General features: G+C 61.6%; 23 protein-coding genes. 12 read left to right on the forward strand and 11 right to left on the reverse strand.

All coding sequences use genetic code 11. The features are described 5' to 3' along the window. Positions 1–304: 304 nt before the first annotated feature. Both HAP40_RS27225 and HAP40_RS27230 read left to right on the forward strand, forming a co-directional pair. On the forward strand, positions 305–1,516 hold the full coding sequence (locus tag HAP40_RS27225) for a mandelate racemase/muconate lactonizing enzyme family protein (RefSeq protein WP_166814846.1): 1,212 nt from the start codon (positions 305–307) through the stop codon (positions 1,514–1,516). A 427-nt stretch (positions 1,517–1,943) separates the two neighbouring features. After that, the gene (locus tag HAP40_RS27230) at positions 1,944–2,801 is read left to right on the forward strand and encodes an HD domain-containing protein (RefSeq protein ID WP_166814845.1); all 858 of its coding nucleotides are present in this window, start codon (positions 1,944–1,946) and stop codon (positions 2,799–2,801) included. A 368-nt stretch (positions 2,802–3,169) separates the two neighbouring features. Here the strand turns inward: HAP40_RS27230 and HAP40_RS27235 are convergent, their stop codons facing one another. The 3 genes from HAP40_RS27235 to HAP40_RS27245 all read right to left on the reverse strand — a co-directional run bounded on the left by HAP40_RS27235 (position 3,170) and on the right by HAP40_RS27245 (position 8,870). After that, positions 3,170–4,348, reverse strand: coding sequence for a calcium-binding protein (locus HAP40_RS27235; RefSeq protein ID WP_166814844.1), 1,179 nt, complete (start codon positions 4,346–4,348; stop codon positions 3,170–3,172). Positions 4,349–4,825: 477 nt separating this feature from the next. Beyond that, positions 4,826–5,107, reverse strand: coding sequence for a hypothetical protein (locus HAP40_RS27240; RefSeq protein ID WP_208024882.1), 282 nt, complete (start codon positions 5,105–5,107; stop codon positions 4,826–4,828). 148 nt (positions 5,108–5,255) lie between these two features. Next, positions 5,256–8,870 (reverse strand): response regulator transcription factor, encoded by a 3,615-nt coding sequence (locus tag HAP40_RS27245; protein ID WP_246741305.1) that lies wholly within the window; start codon positions 8,868–8,870, stop codon positions 5,256–5,258. 101 nt (positions 8,871–8,971) lie between these two features. Between HAP40_RS27245 and HAP40_RS27250 the strand changes: the two genes are divergently transcribed. Next, positions 8,972–9,307 (forward strand): YybH family protein, encoded by a 336-nt coding sequence (locus HAP40_RS27250; protein WP_246741304.1) that lies wholly within the window; start codon positions 8,972–8,974, stop codon positions 9,305–9,307. A 52-nt stretch (positions 9,308–9,359) separates the two neighbouring features. Here the strand turns inward: HAP40_RS27250 and rocF are convergent, their stop codons facing one another. Further along, complete coding sequence (gene rocF / locus HAP40_RS27255) at positions 9,360–10,322, reverse strand: arginase (RefSeq protein ID WP_414645410.1); 963 nt, start codon at positions 10,320–10,322, stop codon at positions 9,360–9,362. 267 nt (positions 10,323–10,589) lie between these two features. Between rocF and HAP40_RS27260 the strand changes: the two genes are divergently transcribed. Then, entirely contained in the window at positions 10,590–10,850 is a 261-nt protein-coding gene (locus tag HAP40_RS27260) for a hypothetical protein (RefSeq protein WP_166814841.1), read from the forward strand. Positions 10,851–10,888: 38 nt separating this feature from the next. On the opposite strand, the gene HAP40_RS27265 is transcribed toward HAP40_RS27260, so the two are convergent. Then, positions 10,889–11,044, reverse strand: coding sequence for a hypothetical protein (locus HAP40_RS27265; protein WP_166810882.1), 156 nt, complete (start codon positions 11,042–11,044; stop codon positions 10,889–10,891). Between the two features lie 189 nt (positions 11,045–11,233). On the opposite strand from HAP40_RS27265, the gene HAP40_RS37475 reads away from it, so the two are divergent. Beyond that, a complete protein-coding gene (locus tag HAP40_RS37475; RefSeq protein WP_166814840.1) occupies positions 11,234–12,064 on the forward strand; it encodes an alpha/beta hydrolase in 831 nt (276 codons plus the stop codon). A 341-nt stretch (positions 12,065–12,405) separates the two neighbouring features. On the opposite strand, the gene HAP40_RS27275 is transcribed toward HAP40_RS37475, so the two are convergent. Both HAP40_RS27275 and HAP40_RS27280 read right to left on the reverse strand, forming a co-directional pair. Next, positions 12,406–12,747: a phasin gene (locus HAP40_RS27275; protein WP_166814839.1), complete on the reverse strand. Its 342-nt coding sequence runs from the start codon at positions 12,745–12,747 to the stop codon at positions 12,406–12,408. 134 nt (positions 12,748–12,881) lie between these two features. Next, positions 12,882–13,067: a hypothetical protein gene (locus HAP40_RS27280; RefSeq protein WP_166819343.1), complete on the reverse strand. Its 186-nt coding sequence runs from the start codon at positions 13,065–13,067 to the stop codon at positions 12,882–12,884. A gap of 617 nt (positions 13,068–13,684) precedes the next feature. Here HAP40_RS27280 and HAP40_RS27285 point away from each other — a divergent pair. Next, positions 13,685–14,041 (forward strand): hypothetical protein, encoded by a 357-nt coding sequence (locus HAP40_RS27285; protein ID WP_166814838.1) that lies wholly within the window; start codon positions 13,685–13,687, stop codon positions 14,039–14,041. Positions 14,042–14,086: 45 nt separating this feature from the next. Here HAP40_RS27285 and HAP40_RS27290 read toward each other — a convergent pair whose 3' ends face one another. Both HAP40_RS27290 and HAP40_RS27295 read right to left on the reverse strand, forming a co-directional pair. After that, positions 14,087–14,662 (reverse strand): hypothetical protein, encoded by a 576-nt coding sequence (locus HAP40_RS27290; protein ID WP_166814837.1) that lies wholly within the window; start codon positions 14,660–14,662, stop codon positions 14,087–14,089. Between the two features lie 62 nt (positions 14,663–14,724). Beyond that, positions 14,725–15,129, reverse strand: a complete 405-nt coding sequence (locus HAP40_RS27295) for a GcrA family cell cycle regulator (protein ID WP_246741303.1) — start codon at positions 15,127–15,129, stop codon at positions 14,725–14,727. A 294-nt stretch (positions 15,130–15,423) separates the two neighbouring features. Here HAP40_RS27295 and HAP40_RS27300 point away from each other — a divergent pair, with 294 nt between their 5' ends. Further along, the gene (locus HAP40_RS27300) at positions 15,424–16,032 is read left to right on the forward strand and encodes a S24 family peptidase (RefSeq protein WP_011088876.1); all 609 of its coding nucleotides are present in this window, start codon (positions 15,424–15,426) and stop codon (positions 16,030–16,032) included. Positions 16,033–16,133: 101 nt separating this feature from the next. Continuing rightward, on the forward strand, positions 16,134–16,409 hold the full coding sequence (locus HAP40_RS27305; protein WP_166819342.1) for a hypothetical protein: 276 nt from the start codon (positions 16,134–16,136) through the stop codon (positions 16,407–16,409). Positions 16,410–16,448: 39 nt separating this feature from the next. On the opposite strand, the gene HAP40_RS27310 is transcribed toward HAP40_RS27305, so the two are convergent. Next, positions 16,449–17,423 carry a quinone oxidoreductase family protein gene (locus HAP40_RS27310; RefSeq protein ID WP_166814836.1) on the reverse strand — a complete coding sequence of 325 codons (975 nt, stop codon included), beginning with the start codon at positions 17,421–17,423 and terminating at the stop codon, positions 16,449–16,451. Positions 17,424–17,649: 226 nt separating this feature from the next. Between HAP40_RS27310 and HAP40_RS27315 the strand changes: the two genes are divergently transcribed. The 3 genes from HAP40_RS27315 (at position 17,650) to HAP40_RS27325 (ending at position 20,323) form a co-directional block, all read left to right on the forward strand. After that, positions 17,650–17,850 carry a hypothetical protein gene (locus HAP40_RS27315; protein ID WP_036007702.1) on the forward strand — a complete coding sequence of 67 codons (201 nt, stop codon included), beginning with the start codon at positions 17,650–17,652 and terminating at the stop codon, positions 17,848–17,850. 143 nt (positions 17,851–17,993) lie between these two features. Beyond that, positions 17,994–18,941, forward strand: a complete 948-nt coding sequence (locus HAP40_RS27320; RefSeq protein WP_166814835.1) for an AAA family ATPase — start codon at positions 17,994–17,996, stop codon at positions 18,939–18,941. 5 nt (positions 18,942–18,946) lie between these two features. Further along, positions 18,947–20,323, forward strand: coding sequence for a vWA domain-containing protein (locus HAP40_RS27325; protein ID WP_166814834.1), 1,377 nt, complete (start codon positions 18,947–18,949; stop codon positions 20,321–20,323). A gap of 25 nt (positions 20,324–20,348) precedes the next feature. Here the strand turns inward: HAP40_RS27325 and HAP40_RS27330 are convergent, their stop codons facing one another. Then, positions 20,349–20,525 (reverse strand): hypothetical protein, encoded by a 177-nt coding sequence (locus tag HAP40_RS27330; protein WP_166814833.1) that lies wholly within the window; start codon positions 20,523–20,525, stop codon positions 20,349–20,351. Positions 20,526–20,872: 347 nt separating this feature from the next. On the opposite strand from HAP40_RS27330, the gene HAP40_RS27335 reads away from it, so the two are divergent. Next, positions 20,873–21,094 carry a hypothetical protein gene (locus HAP40_RS27335; protein WP_166814832.1) on the forward strand — a complete coding sequence of 74 codons (222 nt, stop codon included), beginning with the start codon at positions 20,873–20,875 and terminating at the stop codon, positions 21,092–21,094. Positions 21,095–21,132: the final 38 nt, after the last annotated feature.

Genomic DNA, 21,132 nt, shown 5'->3' on the forward strand with positions numbered 1-21,132 from the left:
ATCAGGATCAATCGTCATCACACTTTGCCTTCTCCCGCCGCGCTACTCCACCCCTCGCGCGGCGTGCTGATCGGCCGTCAGTATCTGATCGGAAATCGCGGCCCCGCTCATCGTGAGCAGCGCCAAAATCGAGATCATCGCCAGAAATTTCATGGCAGGAGCGTCGATTCCGATTGTGGCCAAAAGACGTAGGAATCGTCATGCTGTCCCCACCGAAAACTACGGGGTTTTCGGGCGGCAGGAGGCCGGGATTGCGACCGGACCACAAGAAAAACACTGCCCCGCCGGGGGTTGAGGGAGCGCTATGACCAAATCAAAAGCAACATATCTCGAAATCCTCGCCTGCGACGCTGGCTGGCGAAATTACCATTTCGTCAAGCTGACGACCGAGGATGGCATCGTCGGCTGGAGCGAGTTCGACGAGGGCTTTGGCTCTCCCGGCGTTGGCGCCGCGATCCAGCGCCTGTCCGCCCGCGTCATCGGCCAGAGCGTCTTCCAGCACGAACGCATCCATGCCGAGTTGTTCGCAGCGACGCGGCCCGCCGCCGGCGGCGTGGTGGCGCAGGCGCTCGGCGCGATCGAGAATGCGCTGCTCGACGCCAAGGCGAAGTGTCTCGGCGTGCCCTGCTATGAACTGCTCGGCGGCAAGATCCGCGACCGCGTCAGGGTCTACTGGTCGCATTGCGCGACGTGGCGGATCAATCATCCCTCCTGGTACAAGCCGCCGATCGAGAGCCTCGACGGCGTCAAGGCGATGGGCCGCGAGGTCCGCGAGAAGAAGTTCACCGCGCTCAAGACCAACATCTTCTCCTACGACGACGGCAGGCCGACCGGCTGGCGGCCGGGCTTCGGCTCCCCCTTCGCACCCGAGATCAACGTCGATCGCAAGATCCTCCGCGACCTGCGCATGCATCTGGAGGCGATCCGCGACGGCGCCGGGCCCGATGTCGACATCCTGCTCGACTGCAATTTCAACGCCAAGACCGAAGGCTATCTGAAGATTCTGCGCACCATCGCTGACCTCGATATGTTCTGGATCGAGATCGACAGCTTCAATCCGGAAGCGCTCGGCTATATCCGCCGGCAAAGCCCGCATCCGATCTCGTCCTGCGAGACACTGCTGGGCCTGCGCGAATTCCTGCCCTATTTCCATGAGCAGGCGATGGATGTTGCGATTATCGACACGCCCTGGAACGGGGTCTGGCAATCGATGAAGATCGCCGCTGCCGCCGAGGCGTTCGAGGTCAACGTCGCGCCGCATAATTTCTACGGCCATCTCTGCTCGATGATGAACGCACATTTCTGCGCCGCTGTGCCGAACCTGCGTATCATGGAGATCGATATCGACCGTCTCGGTTGGGATCACGAGCTCTTCACGCACGAGCCGGAGATCCAGAACGGCCATCTGGTCATCCCTGATCGCCCCGGCTGGGGCACCGAACCAAATGAGGAGGCATTGCGCGCGCATCCGCCGAAGACCAGCGGCGGATTGCTCAGCTACGGCCGCAAGAGCTGACGAGGACGTGGCTCATAAAGGCCCAGGTCGGCTTTGGGACTTAAGCGGAAACGCTCTCGTTAACCAGAGTGTTTCCCGTTTTGCCCAAAGCGGACCTGCGGCTTCGCGAGCCGCGTAATCGAGTGAGCCAGCAACCGGCTAATGCCGCACTTTCAACCGCAGGCGTCGTCCTCCGCTTTCTCGTGCCACGCTTGGACATTCTCTGCTGGTTGATCGACGGACGACGTTGGCTGTCACGGAGCATCGAATCCGGCATGGTCATCCTCAACTCCGGCTCAGTAGGCCCGCTAGCGGGCTCCGTGGCCCTACGTCGCTGCTGTTGATCTAGGTCAAGCATCACCCATTCTTTGGCTTCACCCTTCCAGGATCGTCCCCTCCATCCTGCCGAAGGGCTCCTGAAGGTTGGCGGCCAAAGTGAGAGCTTTTCATGATTACGATTCCAGAACTGACGTCCCAGGCGCTCGGTGCATTCCTGATCTCGGAGACAAGCGGTCGCTTCGGCTCGTCCCACGCCAGCTTGCCGGAATTGCTCCCCTACGCAGCAAAACTGGCCCTGGAATGTATCGGTAACAGCGATGCACTCTACCACAACGTCGAGCACACCTTGTTGGTCACGCTGGTGGGGCACGACATCCTGATCGGGCGCTCGCTTCTGAGGCCAACGACCGCCAGCGACTATGCTCACTTTATCCTCGCGTGCCTGCTTCACGACATCGGTTACGTTCGGGGAATAGTTCAAGGAGACCAGGACGGAGCCTATGTTGTCGACGGTACCGGTCGAACGGTTGAGCTACCGATCGGCTCCTCCGATGCAGCGCTTGCACCATATCACGTCGACCGCTCGAAACTATTTGCCGTGGAGCGTCTTGACCCAGTCGACGAAATTGACGCCGCTCGCGTTGCCCAAGCCATCGAATACACTCGCTTTCCTTATGCCGACGCATCAGCAAACGAATTCAAGGATGATCTTGACGAAGAGGAAGGTTTGCTGCTTCGCGCCGCCGACCTGATCGGTCAGCTCGGCGATCCGAACTACATGAAGAAATCAAATGCGCTGTTCTACGAATTCGAGGAGATAGGCCTCAATAAATCGCTCGGGTACACCACGCCCGCCGACGTGGTGTACAAATATCCTCAATTCTATTGGACCAAGGTCGCACCGCACATCCAAACCGCCATCCGTTATCTGAACGTAACCTCGAGCGGAAGACAATGGATCAGCAATCTCTATGGTAATGTCCTTCGCGCTGAGCGAGAGGTCGGACTATCTGGACCGCAGCTATAGGCGTTCCAAGTCCGTGATTTCGGCTGACCCCGATCCTGTCTGCGACACTCCTGTTTGTTCACGTGCCGGCCGACGAGCTGATCAAATGAAGGCTGATGTTCGCAAGGCATGACGCCCGATCGTGGCCCTTTACCGAACAAGGCTGATGCCATTGCGACTAGCCACGGCAGGCCAAGCGCGGGTACTTGCTCGCTTCGACCTCTGCTTGGGTCCCTGAACGGACTGCGAGCGGCGGTGATCGGTGAAGCTGTCAGCCTGTCAGCGACCTCTGGGACTCCTCCAACTTGCTCAATGCCGACGTGCAGCCTGCGGGCCGAGGGCCGGCGAATACGTCGCGCAAGGTATTCGCGTCAGCCGTTGACATGGCGCTAGACGATGAAGTCCGTCGCATGTAGGTCCGCCGAATGGACGCCCTGCAGCGTTATGGTATCGCTGGCCGTCAGATGGATCACGGCATTGCCCGAGCTGTCGTCGTCGATCAGGCTCTTCAGCGCAGCCCAGTCCCCAAAACCATAATCGTACACGTCGATCAAATCGTTCTCCGTCACCGTGCTGCCGACGGCTTTGTTGCCTTGATCAAAATCGTGGATCAGATCCTGGCCCGAGCCCCTGTCAAACACGAAGACGTCGTTGTTCGGTCCGCCCCACATCTCGTCATCGCCACCCTCACCGTTCAGGATGTCCCTGCCTCCCGTGATCGAGCCCGGCGCGGCAGGAGTGTAGTGCAGGGCATCGCCCACCACGTAGTCGGCGTACGACCCGCCCGTGAGGACATCGTTGCCACCATGCGCGTTGTCGGACATGGAATAGGCATCGCCGATCATCGTGAAGGATTCGTAGTTGAGATGGCCGCTGAGATCGAGGACGGTGAGTGTGTCGTTCCCGCCGCGTGCATCACCCGCGAGTCCACCCGCATCGCCGTACAGACCCCCACCTCCGTTCTGGGCGTCGCTCCCGATCGTGAAGGTAAGGTCGTCATTGCCGCCTTGCGCGCGATCAGTCATGCCGACGGCATCGCCGTACAGGACCGCCGAACCGTCCTGATTGGTCTGGAAAGCGGCCAGCGTGTCGTTGCCGCCGTGGGCGTCTCCGGACATGGTGCCGGCATCGCCGACCAGCGTATTCAATGATCTGCCGCCGAACACGCCGATGACGGTGTCGTTGCCGCCCTGCGCGTGGTCAGACATGGCGCCCTCGGCATCGCCATAGAGCGAAAAGCCGTTGCGGAGCGAGTTCGTGCTGTCGCCGGTCACCGTGTCGTTGCCGCCCTTGGCATGGCCGGACATTGATTGCGCATCGCCATCTACGATGACGGTGTTGAGCGAGCCTTCGATGTTCACCGTGAGTGTGTCGTTGCCACCTTGGGAGCGATCAAGCAGGCTCGCAGCATCGCCCACGAGATTGGCGAACGTCATACCTTCGACGTTGATCGTGAGGGTGTCGTTGCCGCCATGCGCATTGGCCGGGAAATCAGGATCGCCGAACAAGGTTTCGAAACTGATTTCCGGGATCGTCAGCGTAATTGTATCGTTGGGCAAATGGCGCATGGAAACTCCCATTTGATTCATGAAAGCGGAAGCGGACGTGAAGACATGACTTGCGAACACGCGACTGCGCGTCAGTGATCAACGCTACTTCGGGTTGATGACGGAGATTTGCCGAGAACTGGACATGATTGCGACCGCTGCGCGGGTCTTCGGCTTCGTCATCTCGCGGGAGCAAGCGGTGGCTCCCTTCACTTCTACTTTTCGCGGTCCCACCGCCTAGTTGTTGCGCTGGGTCAATCCGTAGGGCAAGCAGCGATGGCGTATGGCTTGCCCGTGATGGCACCTGCCGACGTCTATGTGAAAGCGGGGCGCTGATGTCCTATGGTCCCAATTTAGTCGACCTGTTTCGGCGCGCAGCGACTTCGTCGACAAGACACTAAAAGGCGAGCAACCGGGAAATCTTCCGGTGGAGTCGCTGTGCAGAAGCAGACATTCCGGATTTACGAGTGCGGCGGGTTAATAAGTGCGCGCTTGCAGCTACGGCGTCACGGGATTGACGGTCGGGGACGTCTTCGGCCCCGGCCGCTCGGGCTCGACCGGCGACTTCGGTTCGGTCGGAAGTACCTTGGCGCCCGCGGCGTGCGCAGCCTCGCCTGTGGTCGCGTACATCGCCACATGAGCCGGCTGGGTCTTGGCGCGGTTCCACGGACCGTGGTCAACGATCAACATTGCTGCAATCGTCACAGCGGCAATGATGAGTGCGATCACGCCGGGGTGGCGGAGCGCCGTAGACATGGAATTCGCGAAACGATCGGTCATCAGAAGGGTCCGCAATCATCCTATCCCAGGTTAATTCAATTGCGGTCCCATGGTTCCCGCTTTCGCCGGAAGGTTTTCACAGTCTGCGTCGTTGGAGCAACGCGGTCGTGCTCCAAAGCTCAAACTAGCAAGGCTTCAATAGCAAACCTCAAATCAGCAAGTCATGCGGCGAGGGTACAATGCCGTTTTGCGGACTATGATTGCCGGGGTGCACCGCGTCTTCGTCCGGAACATGAACCTTCTCGACGAACATCCCGGGGTCAACTTCCTGACCGGGCACAACGTGCGGACCAGGAATATCTCTGGGCTCTACGACCGCGACGAGAGTGGAAGGAGCTGCCTCGTGATCGAAGCGGAATGCGGATTGATCTGCACCGCCCATCCCGAACGCCGCTTTAGCCGGCTGTGAGGCTTCCGATGCGGGTGCGCCAGACTGCGCGGCCTGCTTTGCGTGTCCACCTCCAGCGTCGCGGCCGCTTGCGGCGCTCGCTTCGGCGCTCTCGGTTGCTTCCGCCGTGTTTGCAGCGGTTGAGTGCCAGAACTTGCCATGTTCCACGGCGGCGCGGTCTGGTTCTGCCGTCTTCCCAGCCGCTGACACCTTCGCAGTGTCCGAAGCCGGACCGTGATGCTGCGCACCATTGCCAACGCCGCGGCCCGGGACGAGCTCAGCTTCAATCATTTCGGCGGTGACAGTTTTTGGAGACCCCGCCTCCCCCGCGTGCTGCGAATGACCGCTGCCGGCGCTTTCGGCGGTTGCGCTGTTCGGTTCTGCGTCCGGTGCGTTTGCAGAAGTTGAGTGTCCCGCGTTGCTGTGGTCGGCACTTCCTTTTTCTGCCGTTTTCGCCGCCCCTGGCGCACCGTCGGAAGCCGAGGAGTGATGCTCCTTGTCATGGCCGGCGCCGGCGTCCGGTGTGGACTTCGCTTCGGCCATCCCTTTAGCGGCTGCCTTCGCAGAGCCTTGCTCCAAAGCGTGCTGCGAGTGACCGCCGCCCACATCGTCGGCCTTTGAAGCGCTCGGCCCGGCGGTCTCGGCGGCTTTCGATGCTTTTGTAGAGCTCGGGTGTTGATCATGACCCGAGTTGCCGTGGTCCACGGCGGCCTGATCTGAACTCTTTTCCGCCGCCGACGCCCTCGCTGCCTCCGACGCCGGCGATTGATGCCCGGCGCCGTGGCCAACACCGTTGCCCGGTTCAGTCGAATCTGTGGCCGCCTCTTTCGATCCCGGCTTCGAAGCGTGCTCAGAGTGACCACGGCCCGCACTGTCGGCGATTGAGACGCTCAGCTCGGCAGCTTTCGATGGTTTTGTAGAGGTCGGGTGTTGATCATATCCCGAGTTGCGGTGGTCCACGGCCGCCTGATCTGACCTCTTCTCCGCCGCCGATGCTCTCGCTGCCTCCGAAGCCGGCGCCTGATGCCCGGCGCCGTGGCCAGCCGAATCTGTGGCCGCCTGTGCAGATTCTGGCTCCGAAGCGTGGTCAGAATGACCGCGACCCGTGCTGTCGGCCTTTGTGAGACCCGGTGGGACGACCTCGCTCTGCTTTGTCGAAAGAGCGATGGTGTCCGCATTGGTCGGCTGGCTCTTCGAGGTGAAGTTTTCAACCGCCGGAGCCGCCGCACCATGACCAGGCGCGATTGATGATACGGGAGCCGATACACCGGACGCCGCCACGCTCTCCTCCGTTGTATCGACCGTATCGCGCGTGAAGGTTCTGAATTCTGTCGATCGTCCCGGGCCGGTCCTGGTCTGCGCGAATTGAAAGCTCAGGCCCTCGTCGACCGACGCGCTCCAGAGTGCCGCCACGCCCAGTGAGCTCTCGCTCTCATAAATGCTGTCCGTACTCAGAACAGCCTGATCCGTTGCGATCGCCGGTGTCAGCGCTTGCTCGAGCTGCTCCAAGGTGACCGCGACAGCCGCGCCTTCGGGCTGTTGACCGAAATCCGACGCTGCAATGGAGACAATTCCTTGCAGATGGATTTCCAGCAGGCCGCGATCCCCGATATCAAGGATGCGATCGGTCGAATTCACATAGACGATCGTTTCATTGGTTGCGGAATTGTAGACCCAGGCGAGGGTGTGTGGCGGTATGGATTTGGTTGCCGCCGTCAGATGCAGAAAAGCAAGCGCTCCGAAAGCCGCAAGATTGAGCCTGTCCGGCCCGGAATCGAAATCCAGGGCAGTGTCGGAAGAGACAGACTTGGACTCGCTGGGGGAACGATAGACAACGTGTTCAACGTTGCCATCCATCAGTTGATCGCGGCTGTATCCGCCCAAACCGGAATCATGACCAACATCCAAGACGCCAACAGGGGTTGGGAGGGTTTCACCCGCGACCTCCAGGCCCGTTTGGCTCCGAACGCCTTCTTGCGCGAGGTTCTCATGTCCAGTGGTCACAAAGGCGAAGGACGGGCGAACATCGTGCGAATGGAAATCCGGGGCCGAGTTGTCTGCATGATTGGGATCGACATGCGTGATCGCGGCCAGCTTCGTGGTTGCATTCTCTCCGATGCTGGCCAAGACGCTGTCGATCGATGCTTGACCCAGCTCATGCGGCTGCGCGGCGGCCTGAGACTCGCTTAGTGCGTAGATCAACGCGCCGGCGAGAGCGGCGAAGGTGGCGTACCCTCCGTGAATCGACATCGGATCCGAAGCCAGCCGCTGGACGTGCTGTTCCCGGGCAGGATCCACTCCGATCGGAGTGTCGTTGGCTGCTCGCAGCAACAGCGCAGCATTGTTCGGCGTGCTCGATCCAACAGGACCGGCGTCTTTCCACGCTTTCGAGCCCATGAATTGCTCGGCCGCGCGAAGTGCTTCCATAGCCGCCGCCGGGTTCGCGGCCTGGCTCGCCCTGGCGAAAAGGTCGCTCTCGATAAGAGGAAGCGTCTCGCCGGATTGCGAGACCACGAGGTGCTGGAGAATAGCTTTTTTCCAAATCTCATATCCGGCGTGTTCGCCTGCGTGGCCGGAGCCATCGTCATTCGGAAACATATCGTTCGCTTCCGACGCCTTGAGTTCGTCGGCAATTGCGAAGGCCAGAAAGGCCAGCGCGAGCGCGCCGAAGCCAGAGGTGCGTTGCAACAATGAGATGGTGGCAAGCACGGTCCGGTTGGAGATCTCGAGCTTCTGAAAAATATTGTAGAGGTGGACTTTGACTGTCCCTTGGGAAACGTTGAGCTTGCGCGCGATCTCCTTGTTCGACATTCCTTCCGACACGAGCCCTGCAATTTGACGTTCCCGTTGCGTCAACAGCTCCAGCATCTTTTCAATTTTGCCGTCCTCGGCTTCATTGCCGTTCGGTGAGAGATCGCACGGCTCCAGCGACACACCGCTCGTCGTGATCAACCTCAGCGATTGCAGCATGGTGGCGGGAGCGGCATATTTCGATATTGCGGTGCAAGCACCAGCAGCAATCGCCGCGGCGAGATCGCCGTCGACGTCAGACTCGGTAAAAAACACCAGGCTCGTGGAAAGCTTCTCGGCTTTCGCGATCGCGAGGATTTCAGATGCCGTCAGATCCGGCAGGCTGTCGGCCACAAGCGCGAGGTCGGGTGCCAACGTCCGGATGGCGTCGAGGCAGCTTGTCCCATCGCTGGAAGACGCGACAAGTTCGAAATCCTGCTGCGTTCCGAGTACCGACTTCAGTCCGTGCAGGACGATCGGTTGACTGTCGACGATCACGAGCCGGATGCGATTGAATATCTCCTGCTTCGCAGACACGTCTAACATGGACTTTGCCTCGTCCCGGTCGTCTATGTCCTTCGCCATATGGGCGTGGCCGGGTGAGGGTATTAAAATACAAATAATCGAATCAAGAAAGAGACTTAGCGGGTCCAACGCGGCCGAGACCAGACTTGGATGGAATGTAAGTGACGACCGTATCCTTTGACCCCATGGCCGCCGCGATCGACTGGCTAGATGCCTATCGTGCGGGCGATATCGAAGCGATCCTGGAACTCTATGCCGAAGATGCCGTGGTGCACTGCGGCTGTTCCGGCGCCACCATTACGGGCCGTAAGGCACTTCGTGCCTATTGGATCGACCGCCTCCGAAAATATCCGGCGGGCACGTTGGACGATCTCAACCCGTCGCACAACGACGGAACCATGATCTCGTACATCACCGATACCGGTGTCATGCGTGCGCTTATCGCATTTGACGCGGCCGGCAGGATCAAGATGCTGGACTGCAGTCCCTTGCACTAAGCCGCCGCCGCTTGCCTGCAAGGCTGACCATCCGAAATAATCATTTACCGCTTCACTCGCCCGGTGCGATGGCATTGCTCGGCGTCGGCCGGTCGGTGATCTGCTGACCGAACAGGCTGCCGATCAGTTCGACCGCGGTGCGGGCGGTCCGGCCGCGCTCGTCCAGGAACGGATTGAGCTCGACGATGTCGACGGATCCAACCATGCCGGAATCGTGCAACAGCTCCATGATCAGATGCGCCTCGCGATAGGTCGCGCCACCCGGCACAGTCGTGCCCACGCCCGGCGCCACACACGGATCGAGAAAATCGACATCGAAGCTGACATGCAAAACGCCGTTGCGTGCCTTGACGCGCTCGATGACGCGCCGGATCAGGACGGCGACGCCGAACTCGTCGATCTGGCGCATGTCGACAACCCTGATCCGCCGCGCCCGCATCAACTCCTTTTCGAGCTTGTCGATCGAACGCGCACCGAACAGGTCTAGCCTGTCCGGCGTGATCGAGGCGCGCGGATCATCGCCCAAAAGACCGTCGAGGCCGGGCTCGCCGCAGAGAAACGCCGCCGACATGCCGTGCATGTTGGCCGTGATTGTCGTCTCCGGCGTGTTGTAGTCGGCATGGGCATCGAGCCAGAGCACGAAGAGCTCGCGGCCGCGCTCCTGCCAATGCCGCGCCATCGCATTGACCGACCCCATCGACAGCGTGTGATCGCCGCCGAGGAAGATCGGCAGTGCGCCAGTTTCCGCGATCTCATGGCCCCTGCGGCTCAGCAGGCGCGTCCAGCGCTGGATTTCGCGGTAGTGATTGGCTTGGGCGGGCGGCTTGTCGGCGAGGTCCCCGACCTCGGCAGCGGAAAGATCACCGTAGTCGACCACCTCGAAATCCAGGCTCTCGAGCAGTGTCGCAAGACCCGCCGTGCGGAGCGCCGCTGGACCCATCAAGGTGCCGCGCTGGGAAGCCCCCATGTCGATAGGCGCGCCGAGCAAGGCGATGCGCCGGGTTCGATCCATCATGGCCTGATCGGTCACGGCTGCCTCCTTACGTCGGAAAGGTTGAGCCAGCCTAACAGAGATTCGCATCCGTCGTTTCACGGGGCTTCGACTTGGCCGGAACAAAATCCCGCCCGCCGAATTGCCCATTCAAGAGGCCGGCACCCGCCGTAAAACCAACGGCGCCTGTCGCGGATAGCCAAAGGTCGTCAGACCCGCTGTTCAAAACGAGCGCTCGCGCGGATAGCCAAAGGTGCCGGCCTCCATCCATCAGGCCTGGAGGTCGCGCGCTTGAGCACGGAGATACCGCAATCCAATCACAAACCCGGCGTAGCCGAGCGCGCCATCGATGCAGCGACGGATGTCTCCCGCACGATTGGTGAGGTTGCTGGAGGTCTCCATGCAGCAGTCGATCGTCTGACCTCTGCGGTCGAGGACGCGCGGAGACCGGGCCGCCCGCTCGCGACGGTCGCTGCGATCACGCGCGAAGCGCCGCTTGCCAGCCTGTTCGTAGCCTTCTTGTTCGGCGTCGCGATTGCGCGCCGCCGGTAATATCGAAAACCAGCTGATCAGGCTGCAAAACCAACTATTCAGGCGGCGCTGACGGCTTCGAGCTCGGCCGTCAGAAATTGCTTCTCGAGCGTCTCGGTCGGCATCGAACGGCCGACGAAATACCCCTGCCCTTCCTCGCATCTCATGCTCACCAGGAAGTCGGCCGTGGCGCGGTCTTCGATGGCCTCCGCCACGACCGCGCTCTGCCCCGAGCGCGGCAAGGCCGGTTGCCTTTAGTCCCTGGCGCTGCGATACGCGACATGCAGCCCATTGCGGCTGTGCTCACAAACTTGCCGAAATTTAATCCCGCAACCTGCTCACGATCGCTCGATCCGCGAGCTCCCAATGACCATGTCCAACCGAAGGTATTTTGAGACGAAGTCATGAAGCGGGTTTTTGCAATCCTGGCGTTTCTCTGCGTCCTCGGCGTCGGTCAATATTTCGTCGTCAGCCGGTTCGCGATCCGCCATGAGACTTTGACCCTGTTCGACGCGTCACGCCAACGGCCGATCTCGGTCGAGCTCGCGGTGCGGCGCGACTACGAGACCAAGGCCAATCTCGGCCTCTGGAAGCTCCCGCTCGCCATCATCAGCAACGGCAACACGGTCAAGGCTACCGAATATTCCTTCCTCGCCAACGTGCTCGCCGCACGCGGCTATCTGGTTGCCAGCATCCAGCAGGACCTGCCGAGCGATCCACCCCTGATGACCCATGTCGGCGAGCAATATGTCGGCCGCCATCCAGTCTATATCCGATGCGAGGCCAACATTCTGTTCGTGCTGGCCGAATTGAAGAAGCGGCGGGAGAACGCCGACTACGACCACATCACTCTCGTCGGCCATTCCAACGGCGGCGACGTCTCGATGTACGTCGCCCACCAGCACCCGGAGCTGGTATCGAAGGTGATCACGCTCGACAATCTGCGGGTGCCTTTCGTGCTCAGCGACAATTTGAAGATCTTGTCGTTCCGCTCGAAGGACCCGCATTTCGTGACCGATCCCGGCGTGCTGCCGACGCCGGAAGAGGCCAAGGCGCGCGGCATCGACATCGTCCATACCGGTGCTCAGCACACCGAGATGAGCGATCGCGGTCCAGACGCGGTCAAGGCGAAGATCCAGGCAACGCTCGACCGCTTCCTGCGTGACAGCGCCAGCAGCGCGCTCGCCCCGGCCGATACGAAAAGCCCGATGATCATGAATCCCGGCGACTATTGACCGAAAACCCGTTTGCGGCAGATCAAGGCAGCTCCGGACTGGCCACGGTAGAAAGGGCCTCGCCATCTCGGAGAGGCACGTGTCGTACCATACCGACAGCCTTGATACGAAGTGCCCAGGGTTGCCTACGGCACGGACGCCGGCATTCGTAAGGCACCTCTATCGTTCGATGCGCCGGCTGCTGCGGTCGATCATCGCCCGCATCGATCTGTCGCAATTTCCGCGATCGTGTTGCGGATGAGCGCGTCGCCAATCGTGAGCCCAAGAACTGCAAATCCCTGCCGCAAGACCGACAGGGATCAGCAGAAAGGATGACGGACGGCAAACGGGGTCCAACGGGATCAAGGCTTGCCCTTGCCCGGCTGCATGAGACTGCCGGTCATCTGGCGCATGTGGTCCCCGGCGCTGGTGAATTGGCTGCGCAGGAAGTCGGATTGAATTCGCATCGCTTCCTGCAGGTCTGTGGCGTGAACCAGCTTGCGTGCATGCTCGAACGCCGATTTCATGTTCTGCTCGGTGAAAGCGAGCGCCTGCTTCGAAACCTCCGTCCCCGCGCCCGGGACGGACGACATCGATTTGGTGGCGGCATCGAAAAACATGCCGAACGCCTGTTCCGCCTGGTCAATCGTCTTCTCGGCCAGGTCGCGCAGTTCGGCCGGAACTTCCAGTTTCGGTTCGATCATGGTCGCACTCCTCCCTTTTTCTGACTGAATACCACACTTGCCGGATCGCCTTCCAGCGGCCAGCCGCCAAGCAGAGGTCGCCCGGCGGCCGGATCTGGCGGAAACGAAAAAAGGCGGCAGGCCGGCGGCCTGGTTCAGGAGAGGGGGTGCTCGGAAAGGGCTTCTTCGGTGGCGAGGTCTTCGACGAGCTTGATGACCTCGAAACGCTGCCGAGGCTCGAGCTTCAGGAAGGCTCGGAGCAGGCGCAGGCTTTCGACGGTGCCGCTTGCAGGCGCGCCGAGCTTGAGGTGCAGTTCAGCCGCGAAATTGAGGTTCTTCATCTCGCACCTATGACAAGCATCGGCCTTTCCGGCGTCGAAGTCGCATGCGAGAACCGAATGCCGAAACCGAACCCACGGCGACAAATCGGATCTCGGCCGGTGGGCCAGCAGGCTGAACTTCATGCCCGAGCGGATGGACTCAACCGAGCAGGTTGCAAGTATGACAAGAAACAACCCCTTCGGCAAGCCCGTCGGCCGGCGTAGCGATGCTTCGTCCGCATCGCACCCCCGGCAATTCCGGATAACAGGAATATCGAGCGCCGTCACCCTCCTGCGTCAAGAAGCGGCATCAAAAGCCGCACACGGCCTTGATGGTCATCAATCGGCACCGTGTTTCGCCTTTGTTTCCGATGTGAATGGACATTTGCAGACACGAGCTGGCGTTAGGCCGCGCATACACGTAATTGTTGAGTGACGCCGCTTCGGTTGCATCGCCGACGACTTGAACGCCGGTCTCCGGCACGCTCCAGCGAAGCTCCTTGATCTCCCATGTTTTCCGCCCGTGAACCGATGTTCAGGAGCGAACGACAAAGCCGTTGCGGACGGCCACGCAGACCACGGCGCCATGGCTGATGGACTCACGATCTGGGCGCGTGCCACCACCAAAGGACGACGACATGATTTCTCGCTGCGATCTCATCAGGGGTGCCGCGGTCGCGCTTCTCACCCTCTCGACACAAGGCGCATCGGCGCAGGAGACCAAGATGAACCTGTTCAAGATCGTCACCATCAAGGACGAAATCGTGGTCGGATTGTCGGCGGACGAGCTTCGGGCGCTCGGCGGCAACGATGCGAGTGCGGTTGCGCATGCGCTGGCGCAAAAGGGCGATCTCACCGTGTGGCAGTACAACGTGCGTCGCGGCCCGAACGGCGAATTGCAGCAGGCGCCGAGCGCCAAGATCGGGCTTTTGGCCAACGCCTCCCTCCGTGTCGAGCCCTATACGACGCCCTACCAGATCGTCCCGCATCCGTGAGCCGCAGACGGCATGCCCGCGGCCGAAACCGCGGGCATGCCGTTGTCATTTGCGCTGCTCTGCTCGTTGCATTCCCGCTTCCGTGACGAACCCGTAGATCAGCGCCAGCCGATCCAGGCATTCGCGAAAGCGCCGCGCAAAATAGTCGTTCCAACGCTGGGTACGAACGGCGCGACGCTGTCCGATCTGATCCATGGTCAAGCCCAGCACGAGCACATCGTGCACCAGCGCAGCGCCGTCCGTGCCGAGTTCGTGTTCGACCCGGTTCAGCCGCAGCACCGCCTGGCGTTGGCTCTCGGTGACCGGCTCGCGCGTGCGTGCGCCATCGACATATTCGCGGGTCGGGTCCATCGCCTGAGGTCCACGTTCCGCTCTCTCCCAATCGCTCTGGAAGGCCCGCCCTCCGCGATATTGCGCTTCGTCGATCTGATGATGCGCGTGCAGCCGGCCGAGCGGATCGCTGCGGACCGATCGGACCGCCACGATCTTCTCGCCGGGATCGAGCGCCAGCGGATTGTCGACCTCGACCTCCGCCACATCGGCATTGAACGGCACCTCGCGGGACCGCCGATCGTGGATCCCCGTCAGTTTGTAAGATTTATTGCGTCGGGCACGTGCCACTCGGATACTCCCTGCGAAGTTGGCGACTGCAAAATCGAAAGATCGGACGGATGGCCGCCGCTTCAGCCGGCCGGGACCAGCCGCAACACGACGGGACCGACGATGCGGGCGGACGCAAGCCCCGACGGCCGCGTCAGGCGCGCATGCGGTGCGCAATAGCTGGAGCCGGGTTGACGCGGATGGCCGCAGAACGCGATCTCCTCCCCGTCCTTGTCGCCGCCATAGGGATATCGACAGTCGCCGCATGCGAGTTCGAGCAGCGGGATCAGGCGCGGCCGGACGCCGACGCAGCGCAACTTGAGCGGTGCCGCGGGCTTCATCGCCGATTTTGGTGGCAGGTTCAGGCTCGACAACGCCGGACGGTGCGGCGAAAGCGGACAGGCCTCGCCCGACAACAACGGCACGATCGGCGGGCTGGTCATCCGTGCGGATGTCGCGAGCCCCAGCCGCTTGGCGCGGCCAACCACCGCGTTGCGCGTGTAAGCGGTTCCAACCTTGCGTTAATCTCCTTTCCGATCGCCGCATAAGTCATCCCTCTGAGAAAATAGTCACGAAGCGCGTCGGAGTGCTCCGACGGCCAATGGCCCGGTTCCATGCTGCTGTCCTGTGATGCGCCTCCCGCGATCGCACGATCGGGAGGGCGGATGGCACATTCCGGTATTCCGAATCCAAAGTCAAGCAATAATTCTGATATTCATAATTGCATCAATTCCGAATTTCGGATTACAAGAGCAGGACGGTGCGCAATCGAGGGAATCGTGATGTTGGACGTTGCTATGATCGAGCGGGGCCTGGAGAAGACAGGCAAGAGCAAGGGCGGCCTGGCGGCGGCCATGGGCGTGCGGCCCGGCGCAGTCTCGGAGATCCTCGGCGGTGAACGCCTGGTGAAGGCCTCGGAGATCATTCCGATCATGGAGTATCTCGAGCTCAATCTCGCCCCGATCATGGGGCGCGTCGGCGCTGGTGCGGTGATCGAGCCGGATTATGAACAGGTTCCGCCGGAGGGGCTCGGCGACATCGCGCTGCCCTTCCCGATCATGGAAGAGACGATCGCATTCGAGATCGTGGGCGATTCGATGTTGCCAAAATACGAGAGCGGCGACGTGATCGTGGTCTACAAGGACCAACGTCATCCGCTGTCGAGCTTCTACGGCGAAGAGGCCGTGGTCCGGCTCAAGACCGGAGAGCGCTATTTGAAGACCATCGAGCGCGGGAAAAGCCCATCAGTCGTTAATCTCAACAGCTTCAACGCCAAGCCGATCGTCGGCGTGAAGCTCGACTGGGTCGGAGAGATCTGCCTCTCCATGCCGAAGGGACAGCTTGAGCGGCTGCGCGCCAAGTCGGCCCGCCCCCGCAAGAAGGGCAAGTAAAGGAGCCGGATTTCCGTTTTTTGGAAATCGGTCTTGACTTTATTCTGCTTTTCGGAAATACTCTGCCGCACCCTCGAACAGGCGTGCGGCAGGTTCGTTCCATGCAATATTTCGTCGTGATGATCGACTATGGGCGGCGCGGCCGCGAGGCGATCGTCGATCCCGAAATCACGAGGCGCGAGGTCATTTCTCGCGTCGCTTCGGGCGAATACCGGAATGTCTCGTTCATTCACGAAATCGCCGAGAATTCGGTCGAGGACGTGACCGAGGCCATCCTGACCGAGGCCGCCCTGCCCCGGATTTCGCCCGAGGACATCGACCTCCAGGCAGCCAGCCTCGATCACGCCCGCGATCTGCGCAAGCACGAGCGGACGTGACGGAAGCCGGCCACCTGCGCCACGCCGCCCGGGCGAACATCACACCATGAGCACAGTCGATCCCGTGGTCTTGCGCGCGGCGAGATCGGCATGCGCCTTTGCGGCGTCCTTCAGTGGATAGGTTTGATGCACCTCGATCTTGACTGCGCCGGACTTGACGACGTCAAACAGCTCGCCTGCCATCGCAACAAGGCTCTCGCGCTTGGCGGCATAGGTGAACAACGTCGGTCGCGTGACGTAGAGCGAGCCTTTTTGCGCCAGCAGGCCGAGATTGAGTGGCTCCACCGCGCCGGAGGACTGGCCGAACAGCGCGGCGACGCCGAGCGGCGCGAGGCAATCCAGCGATTTCAGGAACGTGTCCTTGCCGACGGAATCATAGACGACCGGCACCTTCTTGCCGCCGGTGATTTCGTCGACACGCTTCACGAAATCCTCGCGCGTGTAGATGATGACGTGGTCGCAGCCATGCGCCTTGGCGAGCTTGGCCTTCTCATCGTTGCTGACGGTGCCGATCACGGTTGCCCCGAGATGCTTGGCCCACTGGCTCAGGATCAGACCGACACCGCCGGCCGCGGCATGCAGCAGGATGGTGTCACCGGCCTTCACCCGATAGGTCTGCCGGATCAGATATTGCGTCGTCAGCCCCTTCAGCATCATCGCCGCCGCGGTCTTGTCATCGACGCCGTCTGGCAGTTTCAACAAGCGGTCGGCGGGGATCAGTCGCGCCTCGGAATAGGCGCCGAGCGGCGAGGCGCCGTAGGCGACACGATCGCCCGGCTTCAGATCGGTGACACCTTGGCCGACCTCCTCGACGACGCCGGCCGCCTCGCTGCCGAGCCCGCTGGGCAACGGCGCCGGATACAGGCCCGAGCGGTTGTAGATGTCGACGAAATTGAGGCCAACCGCGGTGTGACGGATGCGCGCCTCGCCAGGACCCGGCTTGCCGACGCTAACCTCCTCCCAGACCAGGACTTCCGGGCCGCCGGTCTTGTGAAAGCGAATGGCATGCGTCATGGGCGTTGCTCCCTTTTCGTTGTGGTGAAGCTCGGAGAACCTGATCGTTCCCGCGAAATAGGCATTTTGATCCGCCCGTTACAGTACAGACGCGTAACAAGAATGTCACAGCGAACCACAAACGCTTTCCGTTCCGCCTCTGTTCGGAAGAGTTGATGACGGGCCTGGAGCGAGCGGCAGTAGCGTTCAGGCGGGGTTTGGTTGTCGTCTGCGAAGGAGAGCCGAGATGCCAGCTTATGTTCAGCATCATCAGGATGTCGAAATCGCGCCCGTGAACTGCCCTACCTGCATGGGGTTCCTGCCGATGTATGTGCGCGAGGTCGAACCGCATTGGAGCCTTGCCAAGATCGACTTTGTCTATGAATGCGCCGATTGCGGCGCCGAGCTCAGACAAACCATCCGCAAGCCGGAGCTGCTGCGGCACTGATTGCGCGCCGGCACCGTCCAACTATTTGCGTTGAGCGGAAAAACGCCGATCGCGCGTGTCTGATGTCTCCCAAACGAGGCTTGTTCTTTGCCTGGAACGCAGGCAGAACGGGCCTCGAGCAAGACCTTTGGGAGCGCCGTTTCGTGGCTGATCAGAAGGCCTCGACCGCGATCGAGGCAGTGGAGAGCGGCCTCGCCGCGCAGGGCTACATCGCGAGCCGGCAGATCGCGACCGCCGTCTATTTGGCGCAACAGATCGAGAAGCCGATCCTGGTCGAAGGCCCCGCGGGCGTCGGCAAGACCGAGCTTGCCAAGGCGATTGCCGCCTGGCGCGGCAAGAAGATGATCCGCCTGCAATGCTACGAGGGCCTCGACGAGGCCAAGGCGCTCTACGAGTGGAAATACGCCAAGCAGCTTCTCTATACCCAGATCCTGAAGGACAAGCTTGGCGAGGTGCTCGGCGGCGCGCAGACGCTGCACGCTGCGCTCGGCCAGCTCCATGACTTTGGCGACGTGTTCTTCTCCAAGGAATTCGTCGAGCCGCGCCCCCTGCTCCAGGCGCTGGAGCAGCCGGGCGGCTGCGTGCTCCTGATCGACGAGATCGACAAGTCGGATGCGGAATTCGAATCGCTGCTGCTGGAGATCCTGTCCGACTTCCAGGTCACGATCCCCGAGCTCGGCACCGTCTCGGCGATCACGCCGCCGACGGTCATCCTCACTTCCAACAGCGAGCGCGATCTTGGCGATGCGCTGAAGCGGCGCTGCCTGCATCTGCACATCGGCTTTCCCGAGCAGCGGCTGGAGGAACGCATCGTCGAGAGCCGGGTGCCCGGCATTTCGCAGACGCTGCGCCGGCAAATGGTCGGCTTCATCCACGAGATCCGCTCGCTCGATCTGAAGAAGCTGCCATCGGTCAGCGAGACCATCGATTGGGCGCGCGTGCTGGTGCTGCTCCAGGCCACCGAGCTCGACACCGAGATCGTCAAGGACACGCTCAACGTGCTTCTGAAATACGAAGCCGACATCGAGGCCGCGTCGCCGCAGGTCACGACCTTCATTGCCAAGGCGGCACGGTCCAACGTCTTCGGTTGACACCGATGCGCGAGAATCTCCATCGCTTCTTTCGGGCAGCGCGCGGCGCCGGCGTTCACGTCTCGCCTGCCGAAAGCATCGATGCGATGCGCGCGGTCAAGCAGGTCGGCTTCTCCGACCGCGCGATCTTGCGCGACGCCCTGCTGCTGACGCTCGCCAAGTCGCAGGACGAGAAGCTCGCACTCGGCGACTGTTTCGACCTCTTTTTCAGCCAGCCGGAACCGAGGCAGGACCAGCCCGAGGCCAGCAGCGAGGAAGCTTCGCAGGACCAGGATCAGTCACCCTCGTCCGACACCGCAAGCGAAACGGGTGATGGTCAGTCCCCTACGGAATTGGGCCCTCTGGCGCAAATGCTACTGTCGCAGGATCGCAATGCGATTGCGGCCGCGATCGCCAGTGCCTCCGGTGCCGCCTCCCTCTCCGACATCCGCTACTCCACCCAGCGCGGCATCTTCTCAAGCCGCATCCTCGACGCCATGGGCCTCCAGCGCCTGCGCGACGATCTGGACGGGTTGACGGCGACCAACCCGTCGCTGGCCGAGCGTCTCCGCGCCGCGCTCGACGCCCTGCGCGAAACGGTGCGTGACACGGTCTCCCAGGGGCTTGCTCTCTACGCCCGCGAGGAAGCCGAAAACCTCCGCAACGAGATCCTGCGTAACGCGCCGCTCGCGCGCATCGAGCGCCGCCAGGTCGCCGAGATGCGCGCCCTCATCCGCCAGATCGCGCGCCGGCTGCGCGAGCGCTACTCGAAGCCACGCAAGCGCCAGCGCCGCGGTCATCTCGACGTTCGCCGCACGCTCCGCCGCAACGCGGCCTGGGGCGGCGTGCCGTTCCTCACCGCATGGAAGCGCAAGCATCGCGACCGGCCCAGGATCGTGGCGCTCTGCGACGTCTCCGGCTCGGTCGCTCAGGTCTCCGACTTCTTCCTGCTGCTGATCCACTCGCTGCACGAGGTGGTCGATGACGTCCGCTCGTTTGCCTTCTCGTCGCATCTGATCGAGGTCAGCGAGATCCTGGAGAAGAACTCGCCGGAAGAAGCGATGGCCGAGATCATGTCCAAGGTCGGGTTCGGCTCCTCCGACTATGGCTCCTCGCTGGTCGATTTCGAGAACGAGTTCATGAGCGCGCTGACGCCGCAGACCACGGTGATCGTGCTCGGTGATGCCCGCAGCAACAATCTAGACCCCCGCGCCGACATCCTGCGTCGGATTTCCGAACGCTCGAAGCGACTGGTCTGGCTCAATCCCGAAGGACGGCTCGCCTGGGGCTTTGGCGATTCCGAGATGCCGCGCTACGCGACCTTTTGCAGCGTCGTGCGCCAATGCGCCACCGCGCAGCAGCTCGAGCGCGCAATATCCGATATCGTGGCCACCTATCAGTGATCGGCGATCAGGCCCGCCCTTGAGGTCAGGCGGCCTGGGGCTCGGTGAGATTACACTCCCGAAAGTGATACGCAATCTCGTCGAGCGCGCGCTGCTCCCATTCCTGGGCTTGCGTGAGCCAGAAAACCCGCCGCTCCACATCGAGCGCGGCACGCTCGCGACACAGGAACTCCTGACTGCGAATTTCCACCAGCCTGTTCATGCACTCCACTCCCGCCTGTGAAGCCGTTCCCGCGAACCAGCCTAACAGAATCCCGAATGCTGCGTCTCGTCGTTTATGAGCATATTGCGACGCGGAATGGGGCAGCAGCACTTCCCTGCAACGCAATAGCTCGCGCCGCAACATCAAACTGCGATCATCAATACGTGATCGAACTTCGCGACGATATCGCAATCGAACGATCTTAACTCTCGTGGCGCAATGAAGTGCGGCAATTTGTGAAGAGGTGTTCTAAACAGCTCACCGAATTCCCGACTCATTGTCGTCGCACGGTGTTCATGCAGCGTCGCTAACAGAGGCGCGCGAACGGTACTATCGCTTGAGGCAACATGAGCAACGACGTCGACTTCGATCTTTCGCCGGAGCAATGGGAAGCGCTACGCACACTTCGCAATCCGGCATCGAACGGCCGCCTCTCGAAGGCCTATCTCGTCGAGAGCCTCGTCAAGCTCGGCCTTGTCGTCGTCAATGACGGCTTGCCGGAGATGACACCGACCGGACGCAAAGTGCTCGTGCGCGGCTCATGCCGGTTGCTCGATCTCGTGGCGTGACGAACCCGCCCCCTGTGCAGCGCAACGGCATGATCGCC

It is taken from the genome of Bradyrhizobium sp. 1(2017) (assembly GCF_011602485.2).
GTDB lineage: Bacteria > Pseudomonadota > Alphaproteobacteria > Rhizobiales > Xanthobacteraceae > Bradyrhizobium.